The sequence below is a fragment of the Rugosimonospora africana genome, assembly GCF_016862975.1.
In the GTDB taxonomy this organism is placed as follows: Bacteria; Actinomycetota; Actinomycetes; order Mycobacteriales; family Micromonosporaceae; genus Rugosimonospora; species Rugosimonospora africana.
The window spans coordinates 26548-42726 of record NZ_BONZ01000071.1; the positions used below are offsets into that span (position 1 = coordinate 26548).

The following is a 16179-nucleotide window of genomic DNA, read 5'->3' on the forward strand; positions in this document are numbered from 1 at the left end:
ACCGGCCGCTACATCAGGCCGAGGTACCGCTGCCGCTCGTACGGGGTGACCTGGTGGCGGAACTGCTCCCACTCCTGCCGCTTGTTGCGCAGGAAGAAGTCGAACACGTGCTCACCGAGGATCTCGGCCATCAGTTCCGAGCTGGCCAGCACGTCGATCGCCTCGGACAGGTTCTGCGGCAGCGACTCGTACCCCATCGCCTTGCGCTCGGCGGCGGACAGCGCCCACACGTCGTCCTCGGCACCCGGCGGGAGCTCGTACCCCTCCTCGATGCCCTTGAGCCCGGCACCGAGCATGACGGCGAAGGCAAGGTATGGATTGCACGCCGAGTCGAGCGAGCGCACCTCGACCCGGGCCGAGTTCGGCTTGCCGTACGCGGGCACCCGCACCAGCGCCGAGCGGTTCAGGTGACCCCAGCACACGTACGCCGGGGACTCCGTGATCCGGTCCGGCAGGGCCTGGGGGAACAGCCGCTTGTAGGAGTTGACCCACTGGTTGGTGACCGCGGTGTATTCCCGGGCGTGGACGAGCAGGCCGGCGATGAACGCGCGGGCGACCTTGGACAGCTTCATCGGGTCGCCGCCGTCGTGGAACGCGTTGCGCTCGCCCTCGAACAGCGACAGGTGGGTGTGCATCCCGCTGCCCGGCTGGTCGGTGAACGGCTTGGGCATGAACGACGCCTCGACCGACTGGGTCAGGGCGACCTCCTTGACCACGTGCCGGAAGGTCATGATGTTGTCGGCCGTGGTGAGCGCGTCGGCGTAGCGCAGGTCGATCTCCTGCTGCCCGGGGGCCACCTCGTGGTGGCTGAACTCCACCGAGATTCCGATGCGCTCCAGAGCCAGCACCGCCTGGCGGCGGAAGTCGCGGGCCACCGCGTGGGTGGTGTGATCGAAGTAGCCACCGGCGTCGACCGGTACCGGCGCGGCGCCGTCCGGCGGCAGCGACTCCAGCAGGAAGAACTCGATCTCCGGATGGGTGTAGAAGGTGAAGCCCTTCTCCGCCGCCTTGGACAGCATCCGGCGCAGCACGTGCCGGGGGTCGGCCCAGGACGGCGTGCCATCCGGCAGCAGGATGTCGCAGAACATCCGGGCGCTCTCGCCGCTGCCGCCGCCCTCGAACGGGAAGACCTGGAAGGTGGTCGGGTCGGGCATGGCCACCATGTCCGACTCGTGCACCCGGGCGAAGCCCTCGATCGCCGAACCGTCGAAGCCGATGCCCTCGTCGAAGGCGGCCTCCAGTTCGGCCGGCGCCACGCTGACCGATTTCAGCGTGCCGAGCACGTCGGTGAACCACAACCGGACAAACCGGATGTCACGTTCTTCCAGGGTACGGAGCACGAACTCCTGCTGACGGTCCACCTCAACCCCTCGACACCGTGGGCCCGATTGAAAAGGTCCCAACCGGGCAAGTCTCCCCCGGTTCGGTTACGCCGACGTTACGCCATCCATCCACAGTCGCCACCGGGTCGCCGGGCGCCCACGGTACTCCGGGCGGCAGCGCGGCCGGCGGCGGTGATCGGGGTCCCGTGCGGCGGCCTGCCCACCGGGTGTCGGGGACGATCCACTGAGAGAAGATGGAGGCATGGCGACTATGCGTATCGCTCTGGCCCAGGTCAATTCGGTGGTAGGCGACATCCCTGGAAACGCGGCGATCATCCGGGAGTGGGCCCGCCGCGCCGCGGAAGCCGGCGCCCACCTGGTCGCGTTCCCCGAGATGATGCTCACCGGGTACCCGGTCGAGGATCTGGTCTTCCGGGAGTCGTTCGTGGCCGCGTCCCGCGACACGCTCCGCCAGCTCGCGGCCGACCTGGCCGCCGACGGACTGGGCGAGCTGCCGACCGTTGTCGGCTACATCGACGCGGACGGCCCGGCCCGGCTGGGCGCCACGGTGACGATCGCCGGCCCGCCCGAGGACGTTCCGTCCCCCATCGACCGCGGCCCGCGCGACGCGCTCGCGCTGCTGTACGGCGGCCGGGTCGTGGCCACGTACTTCAAGCACCACCTGCCCAACTACGGCGTGTTCGACGAGAACCGCTACTTCGTGCCGGGCGACACCCTGACGGTGGCCCGGATCGGTGGGGTGGACGTGGCGCTGACCGTGTGCGAGGACATCTGGCAGGCCGGCGGCCCGTTCGCGGTGGCCCGGCAGGCGGGAGTCGGGTTGGTGGTGAACATCAACGCGTCGCCGTACGAATTGAACAAGGACGACGTGCGGCTGTCGCTGGTCGCCCGGCGGGCCCGGGAGGCCGGAGCAGCGGTGGCCTACGTCAACATGATCGGCGGTCAGGACGAACTCGTGTTCGACGGCGACTCGCTGATCGTCGACGCCGACGGGAACCTGCTGACCCGGGGTGTCCAGTTCACCGAGCAGTTGCTGGTACACGACCTGGAACTGCCCGAGTCCACTGTGGACGCGAGCCGGTCGGGGCCGGCCGACGTGTTCGACGACGAGGTGGACAGCGATTCGGAGGGCGGCGCCGGGATCGGCAAGCGGCAGGCGGCCGGGGTGCGTGACGCGATGCACATCGAGCGGGTGCTGGTGTCCCGCGCGATGCCGGCTTCCGCGGGAGCACAGCCGGAGCCGGGGTTTGGCGGAGGCGAGCACCCGCCGCGTAGTTCCGCCGCTCCGGCCGCGGACGGGGGCATGGCCGACCGGGTGGTCGACGAGGCCGAGGTGTGGCAGGCGCTGGTACACGGGCTGCGCGACTACGTACGGAAGAACAAGTTCCCCTCGGTGGTGATCGCGGTCTCCGGCGGCATCGACTCGGCGGTGGTCGCCGCGGTCGCCTGTGACGCGCTCGGCCCGTCCAACGTGGTCGGCGTGTCGATGCCCAGCTCGTACTCGTCGGAGCACTCCAAGGACGACGCCGCCGACCTGGCCAAGCGCACCGGCCTGAGCTACCGGGTGCAGCCGATCCAGCCGATGGTGGACGCCTTCCTGACGAACATGGCGGAGGCCGGCAGCCCGCTGTCCGGCCTGGCCGAGGAGAACCTCCAGGCCCGGGTCCGCGGCATTGTCTTGATGGCACTGTCCAATCAGGAGGGTCACCTGGTGCTGACCACCGGCAACAAGAGCGAGCTGGCGGTCGGCTACTCCACGCTGTACGGCGACTCGGTCGGCGGGTTCAACCCGCTCAAGGACGTCTTCAAGACGATGGTCTGGCGGCTGGCGACCTGGCGCAACGAGGAGGCGGTACGGCGCGGCGAGCAGCCGCCGATCCCGGAGAACACGATCCGCAAGCCACCCAGCGCGGAACTGCGCCCCGGCCAGTTGGACACCGACTCGCTGCCTGACTACGGGACGCTCGACCCGATCCTGGCCGGGTACATCGACGGCGACCTCGGGCGGGAGGAGCTGATCCTGGCCGGGCACGACGCGGCGCTGGTGGACCGGGTACTGCGCCTGGTCGATCTGGCGGAGTACAAGCGGAGGCAGTCGGCGCCGGGCACGAAGATCTCCGTCAAGGCGTTCGGGCGCGACCGGCGGCTGCCCATCACCAACCGGTACCGGGAGGCCGCCGTCCCGATCGCCACGCCGGCGCACGATCCTGTGAAATCCTCCACTCAAACCTGACGGGACGGCCGGAGCCGGTGCGACGATCGGCGGTATACCCGGGGACCGCACGGGCGCGGCCTCGAGGATCAGAGGAGACATCGATGTCCCAGGATTCCGTACCGTCGTTGTACGGCGGACCCGCCACCCGCCGGGTGCGCACCCGCGACCTGCACCTGGCCAAGGAACGTGGCGAGAAGTGGGCCATGCTCACCAGCTACGACCAGTACACCGCCGGCATCTTCGACGAGGCGGGCATCCCCGTACTGCTGGTCGGTGACTCGGCGGCGAACAACGTGTTCGGCTACCCGACCACCCTGCCGGTCACCGTCGACGAACTGATTCCGTTGGTACGGGCGGTGGTCGGCGCCACATCGCGGTCGCTGGTGGTGGCCGACCTGCCGTTCGGCTCCTACGAGGAGGGGCCGACCCAGGCGCTGCGCACCGCCGTCCGGTTCATGAAGGAGGGCGGCAGCCACGCGGTGAAGCTGGAGGGCGGCAGGCGCACCGCGCCGGCCATCGAGGCGATGACCGCGGCCGGCATTCCGGTGATGGCACACATCGGCTTCACCCCGCAAAGCGAACACGTGTTCGGCGGGTACCGCGTGCAGGGCCGGGGCGACGCGGCCGACGAGGTGATCGCGGACGCCGAAGCGGTGGTGCGGGCCGGGGCGTTCGCGGTGGTACTGGAGATGGTTCCCGGCGACGTGGCCAAGCGCATCACGCACGACGTGCCGGTGCCGACCATCGGCATCGGGGCAGGGCCGCACACCGATGCCCAGGTGCTGGTCTGGCAGGACATGGCCGGCCTGCGTACCGGCGGCCACATGCCGCGGTTCGTCAAGCGGTACGCGGACCTGGCCGGCGTCCTGCGGGAGGCCACCACCCGGTACGCCGAGGAGGTTCGCGACGGCGCCTTCCCGGGGCCGGAGCACACATTCTGAGAACGGTTCCGTCCGTCATCGTCGCCGCCGTCCGGTCGTCAGCCGGGCGGCGGCGACGTTTCGTGTAACGGCGCGCGCGAAGGTCGCCTCGGTAGGCGGCGCGACCTCATGTCGTTCCGGTCGGCGGCGCGACCTCATGTCGTTCCGGTCGGCGGCGCGACCTCACGTCGTCTCGTGTGACGGCGCGATCAGACGTCGGTGAGCCGGATCCCGGCGTGCGACTTGTAGCGCCGGTTGATGGCGATAAGGTTCGCCGTCAACGCCTCGACCTGACCGGCGTTACGCAGCCGGCCGGCGTAGACCCCGCGCATGCCGTCGATGCGCCCGGCCAGCGCCTGTACCAGCGCCACCGCCTCCCGGTCCTCGCCGAGGACGAGCACGTCCAGGTCGATGCGGCCGACCTGCGGGTCGACGAGCAGAACGGCGCTGACGTGATGGAACGCGGCACACACGGTCGACTCGGGGAGCAACGCGGCCGCCTGCTGGGCGGCGCTGCCCTCGGCCACCGTCAACGGGTACGGGCCCTGCTTGTCGAAGCCGAGCGGGTTCACACAGTCGACGACCACCTTGCCGGCCAGATAGGGCCGGAGCGAGGCGACGAGTTCGCCGTGTCCGTCCCAGGGAATCGCGACGATCGCCACGTCGGCGCCGCACGCGTAGACATTGTCCCCGCCGGTGAGCAGTCCATCGGCGACGCGGGGCAGCGCGGCCAGTTCCTCGGCGGCGCTCTTACCCCGGTCGGCGGACCGGGAGCCGATGCGGACCTGAAGCCCGGCGCGGGCGAACCGGTACGCGAGTCCACGACCCTGATCGCCGGTGCCGCCGAGAATCCCGACGGACAGGTTGGAGACGTCGGGGAGCGTGCTCAGATCGAGTGCCATGCTTCCATCCTGGCAGAACCGGAGAATTACTCGACCGCGACTTCTATCACGCCGGCCGCCGTGAAAACCGCGTCACAATGCGCGTGCTCTGGAGTGCGCAATGCGCCCTGCCCCGAGGATGGCTCCGCTTTGCGACCGACGGCGTCGGCAGAACAATAGTGAGCCACGCGTCACACGCCCGAAACGGATGTGGCGCCGCGCTTCTTCGGCCGCCCGCGCTTCTTCGGCCGCCCGCGCTTCTTCGGCCGCCCGCACTTCTTCGGCCGCTCGCGCGGCTGGGCCGCAGAACTGCGGGACTGCGGGGCTGCGGGGCCCCAGAACGGCGGGACTGCGGGGCCACAGAACGGCGGAGCGGCAGAACGCCCGCACGGCGGAAAACGACCCTGCGCCGCGAGCGGGCTGCGGAAGCAGCCGGAACTCGCGGCGCAGGGCACTGTGACTCACGGCGGGAGCGCTGGCGCGCGGCACTCGCCGACCTGGCCGGCGTCCCGTCGATGCGGTTGTTGTTGTGGTGTCCGCGCTAGAGGGCGGAGCGTTATGACGACGCGGGCGTGCGCCGAGCGGAACTCGTGCGCCGCGCCGGCCGCGGCATCGCCTTCGCGGTGGCGGTGCGACGGGTGCTGGAACTGGCGGCGCTCGTCCGCTTCGTAGCCGTGGCGCGCTTGGTGGCCGTCGCGCGCTTGGTGGCCGTGGCGCGCTTCGCCGGCGCCGCCTTCTTCGCGGTGCGTTTGGCCGGAGTGGCCCGCTTGGCCGTGGTCGCCTTGGCCGTGGTGCTCTTGCGGGCGGTGGTCCGCTTCGCCGCCGTGGTCTTCTTGGCAGCGGTGGTCTTCTTGGCAGTCGTCTTCTTGGCGGTGGTCCGCTTCGCCGGTGTCGCCTTCTTCGCCGCGGTGGTCTTGCGGGCGGTTGTCCGCTTCGCCGTCGTCGCCTTCTTGGCCGGCGCGGTCTTGCGGGCGGTGGTCCGCTTCGCCGGCGACGTCTTCTTCGCGGCGGTCGTCTTCTTGGCGGCGGCCCGCTTCGCCGGGGCCTTGGCGGCGGTCGTCTTCCTCGCGGTGGTCTTCTTGGCAGCGGTCGTGCGCTTGGCCGCGGTGGTCTTGGTGGCGGTCTTCCGCGCGGTGGATCCGGCGGCCGCTACGGTCTTCCTCGCAGCCGAGCGCTTCGCGGCCGGTGTGGTCGTGGCCTTATTCGCTACGGCCATAGTGTCTCTCTCCTTCAGAGAACCGATGGAGATCGCTGTGGTTCCGAGTCGGTCTGTTCCGGCCCGGTCACAACCTCTCCCCTGACCAGCGGGCGTCCTCCGCGTCCCACTCCGCGTTTCGATCGGCGACCTTCTCGAGTGCGTGTTGCGCCTCGGCCTCGGTGCCATACGGCCCGAGCCGATACCGCTCCGCGCACGCGTTGCCGCTCGTCTCAACGCGGTTATGCCGGAGACACCAGTAGTACCTGGTGGCGGACCCGCTGTTATCCATGTGATTACTGTGCACCGCAAAACTCCTAAGCGCCACCGATTCGCGCAGAAAGTCGAGCGTCCTCCACAGTAGACGTATCCGCGCGCTGCCTTCTGACGCTATCTCTACCCGATTCGGAAACGCATAAAACCGTTGTGCGATAAAGGGATCCGCAGTCAATGTCTACATCGACCGGTCGGCAATCGCGGCCGGGGGTGGTCAACAATTTTTTTTCCGCCGACACGCCTTCAGACGGTGTGCGGGAGCCGTCACGACCCCGTCGAGGGCCCGATCGTCGACTGTGGAGGGTCCCCGAGGAGGTTGCCGGTCGCTACGGATTCGCGGACGGTGGACGGCCGCCCCACGGGTCGAAGTCGACCTCGAGAGCTTCCTGCGCCGGGCGCTCATCCTCCGGGACGTTGTGCAGGTTCACCCGGATCCGGGTCCACGTACTGCTGCGCCCACGCATCGAGTCGACGAGAACGTCGGCCGGTTCGAGGTACTCCCACACCCGCGGGTACCGCGCCTTCCAGCGCTCCAGTCCGGCCATCGCCTCGTCTTTGCGGGCCGCTCTCGCAATCTCGATCAGCGGCATGGTGCTGCGCCGGCGGCCGGTCGGTCCGCTCGACTTCCCGGGGGCCGGCGTCGGTACCGTGCCCGCGTCCGGCGCACGCCTCCTCGACGGCTGCGCCCGGGTCGGTTCGCCCTCCTGCTTTTCGAAGTGCGGCGGCCACGGTGCGTCCGCCAGTCCGGCATCAGCGTGGCGTTCGGCGAGTTCGAGCAGCGCGGTCAGGGAACCGGGTGCGTCGTCGATGCCGCTCCACGGGTCACCCGACTGGGCGAACCGGGCCGGCACGCTGTCCATTGTGAACTCCTCCGGTACGCAGTCCGGCACCTCGTCCCAGCGCAGCGGTGTGGAGACTCTGGCGTCGGCGGTCGGTCGGACCGCGTACGCCGACGCGGTCGTGCGGTCCTTTGCGTTCTGGTTGTAGTCGACGAACACACCGTGCCGTTCCTCCTTCCACCACCGGCTGGTGGCCAGCTGCGGTACCCGCTGCTCGACCTCACGGGCGAGCGCGACGGCCGCGCGGCGCACCTCGGGGAAGGTCCACCGGGGTTCGATCCGGCAGTACACGTGGAAGCCGCGCGATCCCGATGTCTTCGGCCACCCGGTCAGCCCGAAGTCGGTCAGCGCCTCGCGCACCACGAGCGCGACCTCGCGCACGTCCGACCACGGCACCCCGGGGACCGGGTCGAGGTCGACCCGCAACTCGTCGGGGTGTTGCAGGTCGACCGCGCGTACCGGGTGCGGATGCAGGTCGACGCAGCCGAGGTTGACCACCCACGCGAGTTGCGCCGCGTCGGTGACGACGATTTCGTGCGCGGTACGGCCGGACGGGAAGCGCAGTTCGACGGTCCCGATCCACTCCGGCCGGGATTGCGGCGCGCGCTTCTGGTAGAAGGCTTCGCCCTCGATACCGTTGACGTACCGCTTCAGCGCCATCGGCCGGTCGCCCACGCCACGCAGTACGCCGTCGGCGACCGCGAGGTAGTAGCGGACCAGGTCGAGCTTGGTGCGACCGGACTGCGGGAAGAACACCTTGTCGGGATTGGTGACGGTGACCTCCCGGCCGGCGACCTCCAGAACTTCCTTGCGGCTTGCCATGGCGGCACCCTATGTCACCCCGGACGGATCGGTCCCCTCAGCTGCTCCGATCGTCTACGGACAGTGGCCGTTCGGACGCAGTTGGTTTTCCCGAAATTTGGGTGTCGACAACTTGTTGCGCGGTCAAGTAACGTTGCAGGAAGCAGGGGCCGACCGCCTTCCCCCGTGGGTGATCGGCCCCTCGCCGTACCCGGCGCCGGATCAGCCGGCTCCCCCCGCCTTTCGCGCCCTCTGGCCGCAGCTCGTCACCGGCGTACCGACCTGTCCGGATGCGCTCGCGGGGTCAATGGATCAGGTTGCTCATGAAATCGCTACCACCGGTCGCGATGCCGCCCAGCAGGCCCATGATCCATCGAGCGACGACGGCTGCCGCAGCCGGTCGCTTCGCCACAAAGAAGATCAGAAAGCCTATGAAGAGCCAGGTCAGGATCTTGCGGACCATTCCTGGCCACCCCCCGACGACGCCGTTGACACAACCATTTCTGAGTACACAGGGTTCATCAATCAACACCGAGCGTAACAGCGGACTCGGCGGGCTTATGGCATCTTCCTCGTAATCTGCCCGATCAGTCCGGCACGCGCGCGACGGCCACGAACACCGCCAGCCGGCGCAGACCGGCAGGCAGGCTGCCTGATCGCCATCGGCACCCGCGAACCCGCACCGGGCGCCGGCGGCCCGCAGCGGGTGCCATCGGGCCTCGCGCGGTCCCGCGGCGCAGAGACCCCCGACTTCACCCTCCCGGTGTGAGGCCCGGTCACTCGGTGTCCGGTGATGGTGAATCCATGCTTTCCGCGGCACGGGATGGGGCGAGCGATGACGAGTGCGACCGAGGCGTTCTTCGAAGGGCTGGCCAGACGGGCGCACGAGCCCCTTCTGGAGAAAGTGAGCGGATGCGTGCGGGTCGACCTGGATCGGGGAAAGAGCGTCGACCACTGGTTCGTCACCATCCGGCGTGGTGACGTCACCGTCGAGCGCGAGGGTGGGGAGCCGAGTACGGTCTTCTACGCCCCGGCGCCCGTCTTCGAGAAGATGGCCGCCGGCGAGATGAACGCGATGGCGGCGCTGCTGCGCGGCGAGGCGGCCGCCAGTGGCGACCTGGAGCTGGCCGTTCTGCTTCAGCGACTGCTGCCCGGACCACCGACGTCCACCGGCCCCCGCAACCTCGCCCGCAGCGCGGCGGCGAACCCGGACAACGTGAAGCGCGGCCATCCCCGGGTCAGCGCCGGGTACCCGACCTCCCATGGGTTGACCGTCGACCCGACAGCGGCCCGCGCCGAGGAGAGGTGAGCCATGAGCGAGACGTCCGTAAACATCCTTGACGGCAACACCTTCGTGGTCAGCGACACCAGCGGCGACATCGAGGCATCCCCGTCGGAGCCGACCGGCATGTTCTCCTACGACACCCGTTTCCTGTCAACCTGGGTGATGACCATCAACGGCGAGCGGCTCAGCCCGCTGTCCATCGACGACCTGCACTACTTTCAGACCCGCTTCTTCCTCGTGCCCGGCCCCGGAACGGTGTACTCCGACAACAAGTTGTCGGTGGTCCGCAAGCGCACCGTATGCGAGGGCTTCCACGAGGTGCTGACCGTGTTCAACCACGGCGACGAAGCGGTCGACCTCAGCATCCACCTGGAGGTCGGCTCCGATTTCGCCGACCTCTTCGAGGTCAAGGACGCACTGACCAAGAAGGGCAAGTACAGCGCGACGGTCGAGCCGGAGCGGCTGATCCTCGGGTACGAGCGGCAGACGTACAACCGGCAGACCATCATCAGCACGTCCCGGGATGCGAAGCTCGACAAGCAGGGCATCACCTTCAAGTTCAGGGTCGAACCGGACGGCAGGTGGGAGACCGAGATCCAGGTGGACGCGGACATCCGCGGCTTGGGCGGTCGCGAGGTGCACATCGGGCACGCCTGGGGCAGCGGGCGCAGCCGCAGCATGCCGGAGATGGTGCAGGATCTGGAGAAGTGGGTCGGTCAGGCGCCCCGCCTGGAGTGTGACTGGGACCCGCTCAAGCGCACCTACCGGCGCAGCCTGATCGACCTGGCCTCACTGCGGTTCTCCCCCACCATCGCGCGCAGCCGGGCGCTGCCGTCCGCGGGCCTGCCCTGGTTCATGACGATGTTCGGCCGGGACAGCATCCTGACCAGCCTGCAGACGCTGGCGTTCACGCCGGAACTGGCGGCGACCACGCTGACCGTGCTCGGCGAGTGGCAGGGCAGCCGGCTGGACGACTTCCGCGACGAGGAGCCGGGGAAGATCCCGCACGAGTTGCGGTACGGGGAGATGACCGCGTTCGAGGAGCGGCCGCACTCCCCGTACTACGGGACCGCCGACGCCACCCCGCTGTTCGTGATCCTGATGGACGAGTACGAGCGGTGGACCGGCGACACGGCGTTGGTCAAGCGGATGGAGTACGAGGCTCGGGCGGCGTTGAACTGGATCGACGAGTACGCCGATCTCATGGGCAACGGCTATATCTCCTACCAGCGCCGCAACGAGGACAGCGGACTGGAGAACCAGTGCTGGAAGGACTCCTGGGACGCGCTGTCCTACCGCGACGGCAGCATGCCGGGGTACCCGCGGGCGACTTGCGAGCTGCAGGGCTACGCGTACGACGCGAAGATTCGCGGCGCCCGGCTGGCCCGGGAGTTCTGGAACGATCCGGCGCTGGCCAGCCGGCTGGAGACCGAGGCGGCCGACCTCAAGCGGCGGTTCAACGAGGACTTCTGGGTGGAGGACGGGGAGTACTTCGCGCTGGCCCTGGACGGTGACGGGCGCAAGGTCGACACCCTGTCGTCGAACATCGGCCACCTGCTGTGGAGCGGCATCGTGGAGCCGGCCAAGGCCAGCTCGCTGGTCCGGCATCTGATGGGACCGCGGCTGTTCTGCGGCTGGGGCATCCGTACCCTGGCCGAGGGCGAGGTCCGGTACAACCCGATCGGGTACCACGTGGGTACCGTCTGGCCGTTCGACAACTCGTTCATCGCCTGGGGACTGCGCCGGTACGGGTTCAGGGACGAGGCGGCCCGGGTCGCGGCCGGTGTCCTGGACGCGGCCGAGTTCTTCAACGGGCGGCTGCCCGAGGCGTTCGCCGGGTACCGCCGCGAAGAGACCATGTACCCGGTGCAGTACCCGACCGCGTGTAGCCCGCAAGCCTGGTCGACCGGCGCACCGATGCTGCTCATCCAGGTCATGCTCGGGCTGGAGCCGGTGGGCGATCACCTGGTGGTCGAGCCGGTGCTGCCCGAGGGGATCGGCCACATGGAACTGCTCGACATCCCGGGCCGGTGGGGCCACCTCGACGCGTTCGCGCGGGGCCGGGTCTCGGTGGGCCAGGCCGGCCTGCGCGCGCAGCTGGGGGTCACCCTGCCGGAGATCTCCCGGCGCTGACCCGTACCGCCCGTAGGACCCCGCCCGCCGTCGCCGCAGACGGCGGGCGGTCCATGTGCGCCGCGCCTCAGGCTGAGCCGTTACGAGCGGGTACCGCCACCCGCGAGCCCTCCCGGTTCCAGCTCTGTACGTAGGTGGCCGCGGTGATCCGGTCGAGGTCGTCGAGGTCCAGCACGTCGGCGACCAGTTCCACGAGTGAGCTCTCGTCCCGCTCGTCGCCGGCCTGCACGTGCCGGTCCAGCGTGCCGTGCACCAGGCTGCGCAGCGCCCCTTCCCGGCGCGCGCGTCCACCGGTGGACTCGCTGGGGGGCGGCAGCGTGTCCGCCAGCGGACCGGTCACCGGGGCGGCCGGGGCGCCTTCCAACGCCGGAGCATCCGCAGCCGGCGCCGTCCTCACCGGGGCCGAGCCGCGCTGGCTGCCGGTAGAGCGGCGGGTGCGCTCCCGGCGCGCCGGCTCCTCCGAGGGGCCCGACCCCGGCTCGGACTGCCGACCCAGCCCGAGTTCCTCCAGGCTCCGGTACAGGGACGAGTCGAAGACGGTACCCGGCTCCACCCTCGCCACGGCCCGGGCCTGCGGCCCGATCACCGGGCTCTCGATGGTCGGGCTGTCGATGGCACGCGCGTTCCCGGCCGGCGCCGGGGCGTCATCCAGAGCCAGGGCGTCATCCAGCACCGGAGCATCGGTGGCCGGCGGAGCGTCGATGGCCGGCGCGGTCGCCGTCGTCGCCGCCGCCTCGGGCGCCGGCTGCGCTTGCGCCGGTCGCACGGGTGCGGCCGGCGCCGGGAGCGCCCCCGAGTCCAGTCCGAGTCGAGCCGGTGCCAGATCCGCCGCGATGAGGGCGGTCAGGCCGTCGTAGTCCGCGCCCTCGGCCAGCCGGGTCGCGATCTCGTCGAGGTCGTACACGGCGATGGCGATGTCCGCCGTGTTCGGGTCGACCGCCCCCCGGATTTTGCGGTGCAACACCTTCGAGATCGCCGCCTGCCGGCGCTCCCGCCGGACCTCCGCCCGCGCCGCGGTGAGCGAGTCGTACAAACCCAGCCGGGGGTCGGCCTTGGCCATGCTCTTCGCCCGGTGGGTGAGCCACGGATGGCGCAGCCAGTGCTCGACGACCTCGTAGGCCGGGGTGGTCGGCGGCAGGTCGCCCTTGGCGCGCAGCCGGTCCCGGCGCTGGTTTTCGGTGTGCATCAGCCAGACCAGGTAGCCGAGCGCGGACATGCCGGCGAAGAACCCGCCCAGCAGGTGATTGGCGTGCGCGAGCCAGTTGAACGCCACCGCGCCCGCGGCGATGGCCACGGACAGCAGCCGGGAGGCAACCGCCCGTTCACCGAGCCGGCGGCGTACGTCGGCGTTCGCGAGCACCACGATCCCGCCCAGCTCCAGCGCGGCGACCGCAGGTACGGCGGCGGCCAGCGGGATGCCCAACGTCTCCACGGCTCCGGACACCTGCCCGGCCAGCGCGACGATGAGTACCACGAAGTAGAAGCCCTGGCGCATGACGGAGGTGCGCCGCACGGTGCGCTGCAGGTGCGCGTCCATCTCCGTTTCGGCCACCGGCATGTCGGACCGGCGGCCCGGCGGCGCGTGGTTCGGAATCCCGGTCACCGCGTCACTCCCCGGTGTCCGGCGACGCTGTTGCCCGCGGGCAGCGGGTAGCCGCGCGCCGCCAGGAACTCGACCAGCGCCAGGTCGACCGAATTCTGCACGGTGGTGTCGTTGTCGTTGACGAACCGCTGGAGCAACTGCTCAACCTCCACCCGTACCCTCGTGTTGAGCTGCACTCTCGGCCAGCGCGACCGCCGCGCCGGCATCTCGGGTCCGGTTACCCGTTCCACGCTCACTCCTCGGCTAGCCGAATTGCTAGCCGAGACGCTAGCAAGCCTCGCTTTCGCCCCATCAAGGGACACGCCGCCCCGCGTCGGACGCGCCGAACCAGACTGGTCGTCCGACTGGTCTGGGTCGCCGCCACCCTGGATTCGTAGAGTGGAGGTATGCCACGCACCATCGCGACCACCACCCACATCGACCGCGACCACCTCGTCGAATTCCTCTCCACCCGGCACCGCGCGATCCTGTCCACCACCCGCGCCGACGGCCGTCCGCAATTCTCGCCGTTGACGTGCGGCGTGGACACCGCCGGGCGCATCGTCATCTCGACGTACCCGGAGCGGGCAAAGGTTACCAACGCACGCCGTGACCCCCGGGTGTCGCTGTGCGTGCTGTCCGATGACTGGAACGGCCCGTGGGTCCAGGTCGACGGCCGCGCCGAGGTCCTCGACCTGCCCGAGGCACTGGAGCCACTGGTCGAATACTTCCGGTGCATCTCCGGCGAGCACCCGAACTGGGACGAGTACCGGGAGGCGATGCGCAAGCAGGGCAAGTCGCTGATCCGGGTCACCATCGACAGGTGGGGCCCGATCGCGACGGGCGGGTTCCCGGCACGGCTCGCCGACGACTGATCCCAGCGGGGCGCGCTCCTCGGGGCCGTCACACGCCTTCGGCCGGCCCGGATTCTCCCGGGCCGGCCTTCTCCGTCTCCGGGCACCGCGGCCAGGCACGCCCGCCGCGTGGCGGTCACCGCAGACACCGCGGGCACACACACGCCCGCCGCCCGGCGGTCGCCGCGGCCCGTCGCGGGCACACCCGCCCGCCGCTGGGCACCCGAAAAGCCGGGCGGCCTCGCGCTACGCCCGGCAAGCCAGCGCGGTGTGTCCTCGATGGACAGTGCGCGACACCCTCTCGAAGTGACGCGAAAAGACCCGCGACATTACCTAATTCATGGTTTAAAATATGACCCTTATTTAATGCGTGAGGCATGCTGTAGTCAAGACTGCCGTCCGGACGCACAGGTGTGCTGGTGAGGACGAGATTCGGAGAGATGGAAGGCGATGGAATCTAAGCGCACCACGGTCCGCGACCTGCGCCGCCACAACCGGGCGGCGCTGCTGTCGAAGCTGTTCTTCGACGGTCCGCTCAGCCGCCACGAGCTGAGCCATCTCACCGGCCTGAGCGCGGCCACGGTGAGTAACGTTACCGCCGAACTCGTCGAGGAACGGCTGATCGTCGAGGCCGGCCTGGTCGAGTCGGACGGCGGCCGGCCGCGCGTCCTGCTCCGCGTCGATCCGCTCTACGGGCACGTCATCGGCATCGACGTCGGCGAGACCGGCGTCAAGGTGGAGCTGTACGACCTCGCCATGACCCGACTGGCCACTGTGGACCACCCGCTGTCCGGGCCGCGACCCGATCCGGCCACCATCGTCATGCAGATCGCCTCGGGCCTGCGCGAGGTCATCGCGCAGGCGGGCATCGAGGAGCGCAGCGTCCTGGGCGTGGGCATCGGTCTCCCCGGCACGGTCGAGCAGGGCCGCTCCGTGCTCGTTCACGCCCAGACCATCGGCTGGGACGCGGTCGAGCTGGAGGACATGCTCCGGGCCAGCGGCATCGAGCTACCGCTGTACTTCGAGAACGGCGCGAAGACACAGGGACAGGCCGAGATGTGGTTCGGCGCCGGGCGTGGCGCCCGGCACGCGGTGATCGTCCTGGTCGGTTCGGGCGTGGGCGCCGCGGTCATCACCCACGGGAGCACCTACCGGGGCACCACGAGCAGCGCCGGGGAGTGGGGGCACACCACCATCATGTACGGCGGCCGGCCGTGCCGGTGCGGCTCGCACGGCTGCCTGGAGGCGTACGTCGGGGCGGAGGGCATCCTGGACCGGTACCGGCAGGCCCGGTCGGGCCGCGCCGTACCCGGCGACGACGAACAGTCCAGCGTCGACGCGCTTCTGGCCGCTGCCGGACGGTCGAAGACGGCCGCCCGGGTGCTCGACGAGACGGCCGGCTTCCTGGGCGCCGGCATCGCGAACCTGATCAACCTGTTCAACCCCGAGCGCATCGTGCTCGGCGGCTGGGCGGGCCTGGCGCTGGGCGGCCAGCTGATGCCCCAGATCCGGGAGGCGGCCGCGGCGCACGCGCTACGCCACCCGCTCGGCCAGACCTCCATCGAGCTGTGCCAACTGGGCCCGGACGCGGTCGCGTTCGGCGCCGCGACGCTGCCGGTGGCGGCACTGCTCACGGAGGGCGGCCGGCCGCGCGAGGGCCGGCGAACAACGACCACCTACCCGGGCGCCGACCTGCCCACCCAACGCCCCCGGATGAGCACCACCCCGGCCTGACACATCCGCCGCCGGCCGGCCCGCGTCCAGCCTGGACGCGGGCCGGCCCACGTGTAGGCCGAACCGGCCGGCCCATCGGCAGGGCCGGACCGGCCGGCGGGGGGACCGGGATCCCTACTCA

Annotated in this window: 12 protein-coding genes and 1 pseudogene; 7 read left to right on the forward strand and 6 right to left on the reverse strand. The window is 70.1% G+C overall.

What is annotated here, in order from left to right; all coding sequences use genetic code 11:
• Nucleotides 1–8 precede the first annotated feature (8 nt).
• Nucleotides 9–1361 carry a type I glutamate--ammonia ligase gene (gene glnA, locus Raf01_RS34440; RefSeq protein ID WP_203922272.1) on the reverse strand — a complete coding sequence of 451 codons (1353 nt, stop codon included), beginning with the start codon at nt 1359–1361 and terminating at the stop codon, nt 9–11.
• 223 nt (nt 1362–1584) lie between these two features.
• Here glnA and Raf01_RS34445 point away from each other — a divergent pair, with 223 nt between their 5' ends.
• Both Raf01_RS34445 and panB read left to right on the forward strand, forming a co-directional pair.
• Nucleotides 1585–3576, forward strand: a complete 1992-nt coding sequence (locus Raf01_RS34445) for an NAD+ synthase (protein ID WP_203922273.1) — start codon at nt 1585–1587, stop codon at nt 3574–3576.
• 83 nt (nt 3577–3659) lie between these two features.
• Nucleotides 3660–4499, forward strand: a complete 840-nt coding sequence (panB, locus tag Raf01_RS34450) for a 3-methyl-2-oxobutanoate hydroxymethyltransferase (RefSeq protein ID WP_203922274.1) — start codon at nt 3660–3662, stop codon at nt 4497–4499.
• 188 nt (nt 4500–4687) lie between these two features.
• Here panB and npdG read toward each other — a convergent pair whose 3' ends face one another.
• Nucleotides 4688–5380, reverse strand: a complete 693-nt coding sequence (gene npdG, locus Raf01_RS34455; RefSeq protein ID WP_203922275.1) for an NADPH-dependent F420 reductase — start codon at nt 5378–5380, stop codon at nt 4688–4690.
• 551 nt (nt 5381–5931) lie between these two features.
• On the opposite strand from npdG, the gene Raf01_RS34460 reads away from it, so the two are divergent.
• A complete protein-coding gene (locus Raf01_RS34460) occupies nt 5932–6660 on the forward strand; it encodes a hypothetical protein (protein ID WP_203922276.1) in 729 nt (242 codons plus the stop codon).
• An 835-nt stretch (nt 6661–7495) separates the two neighbouring features.
• Here the strand turns inward: Raf01_RS34460 and ligD are convergent.
• Nucleotides 7496–8491 (reverse strand): annotated as a pseudogene (gene ligD, locus Raf01_RS34465) (non-homologous end-joining DNA ligase); the annotation flags it as partial.
• 283 nt (nt 8492–8774) lie between these two features.
• Complete coding sequence (locus Raf01_RS34470) at nt 8775–8933, reverse strand: hypothetical protein (protein ID WP_203922278.1); 159 nt, start codon at nt 8931–8933, stop codon at nt 8775–8777.
• Between the two features lie 372 nt (nt 8934–9305).
• Here Raf01_RS34470 and Raf01_RS34475 point away from each other — a divergent pair, with 372 nt between their 5' ends.
• A complete protein-coding gene (locus Raf01_RS34475) occupies nt 9306–9779 on the forward strand; it encodes an SCP2 sterol-binding domain-containing protein (protein ID WP_203922279.1) in 474 nt (157 codons plus the stop codon).
• Nucleotides 9780–9782: 3 nt separating this feature from the next.
• A complete protein-coding gene (locus Raf01_RS34480) occupies nt 9783–11888 on the forward strand; it encodes an amylo-alpha-1,6-glucosidase (RefSeq protein WP_203922280.1) in 2106 nt (701 codons plus the stop codon).
• Between the two features lie 67 nt (nt 11889–11955).
• Here the strand turns inward: Raf01_RS34480 and Raf01_RS34485 are convergent, their stop codons facing one another.
• Together Raf01_RS34485 and Raf01_RS34490 are read right to left on the reverse strand one after the other, a co-directional pair.
• On the reverse strand, nt 11956–13491 hold the full coding sequence (locus Raf01_RS34485; RefSeq protein ID WP_203922281.1) for a hypothetical protein: 1536 nt from the start codon (nt 13489–13491) through the stop codon (nt 11956–11958).
• Nucleotides 13488–13721, reverse strand: a complete 234-nt coding sequence (locus Raf01_RS34490; protein WP_203922282.1) for a hypothetical protein — start codon at nt 13719–13721, stop codon at nt 13488–13490. The genes Raf01_RS34485 and Raf01_RS34490 overlap by 4 nt, the downstream gene beginning before the upstream one ends.
• A gap of 156 nt (nt 13722–13877) precedes the next feature.
• Between Raf01_RS34490 and Raf01_RS34495 the strand changes: the two genes are divergently transcribed.
• Nucleotides 13878–14345, forward strand: a complete 468-nt coding sequence (locus tag Raf01_RS34495) for a PPOX class F420-dependent oxidoreductase (protein WP_203922283.1) — start codon at nt 13878–13880, stop codon at nt 14343–14345.
• Between the two features lie 429 nt (nt 14346–14774).
• Complete coding sequence (locus Raf01_RS34500; RefSeq protein ID WP_203922284.1) at nt 14775–16058, forward strand: ROK family transcriptional regulator; 1284 nt, start codon at nt 14775–14777, stop codon at nt 16056–16058.
• The last annotated feature ends 121 nt before the right edge of the window (nt 16059–16179 follow it).

Coding starts and splice junctions, on each gene's coding strand:
- npdG (WP_203922275.1), bottom strand. CDS start 5,380: ATGGCACTCGATCTGAGCACGCTCCCCGACGTCTCCAACCTGTCCGTC.
- panB (WP_203922274.1), top strand. CDS start 3,660: ATGTCCCAGGATTCCGTACCGTCGTTGTACGGCGGACCCGCCACCCGC.
- Raf01_RS34445 (WP_203922273.1), top strand. CDS start 1,585: ATGGCGACTATGCGTATCGCTCTGGCCCAGGTCAATTCGGTGGTAGGC.
- Raf01_RS34500 (WP_203922284.1), top strand. CDS start 14,775: ATGGAATCTAAGCGCACCACGGTCCGCGACCTGCGCCGCCACAACCGG.
- Raf01_RS34480 (WP_203922280.1), top strand. CDS start 9,783: ATGAGCGAGACGTCCGTAAACATCCTTGACGGCAACACCTTCGTGGTC.
- Raf01_RS34495 (WP_203922283.1), top strand. CDS start 13,878: ATGCCACGCACCATCGCGACCACCACCCACATCGACCGCGACCACCTC.
- Raf01_RS34475 (WP_203922279.1), top strand. CDS start 9,306: ATGACGAGTGCGACCGAGGCGTTCTTCGAAGGGCTGGCCAGACGGGCG.
- Raf01_RS34470 (WP_203922278.1), bottom strand. CDS start 8,933: ATGGTCCGCAAGATCCTGACCTGGCTCTTCATAGGCTTTCTGATCTTC.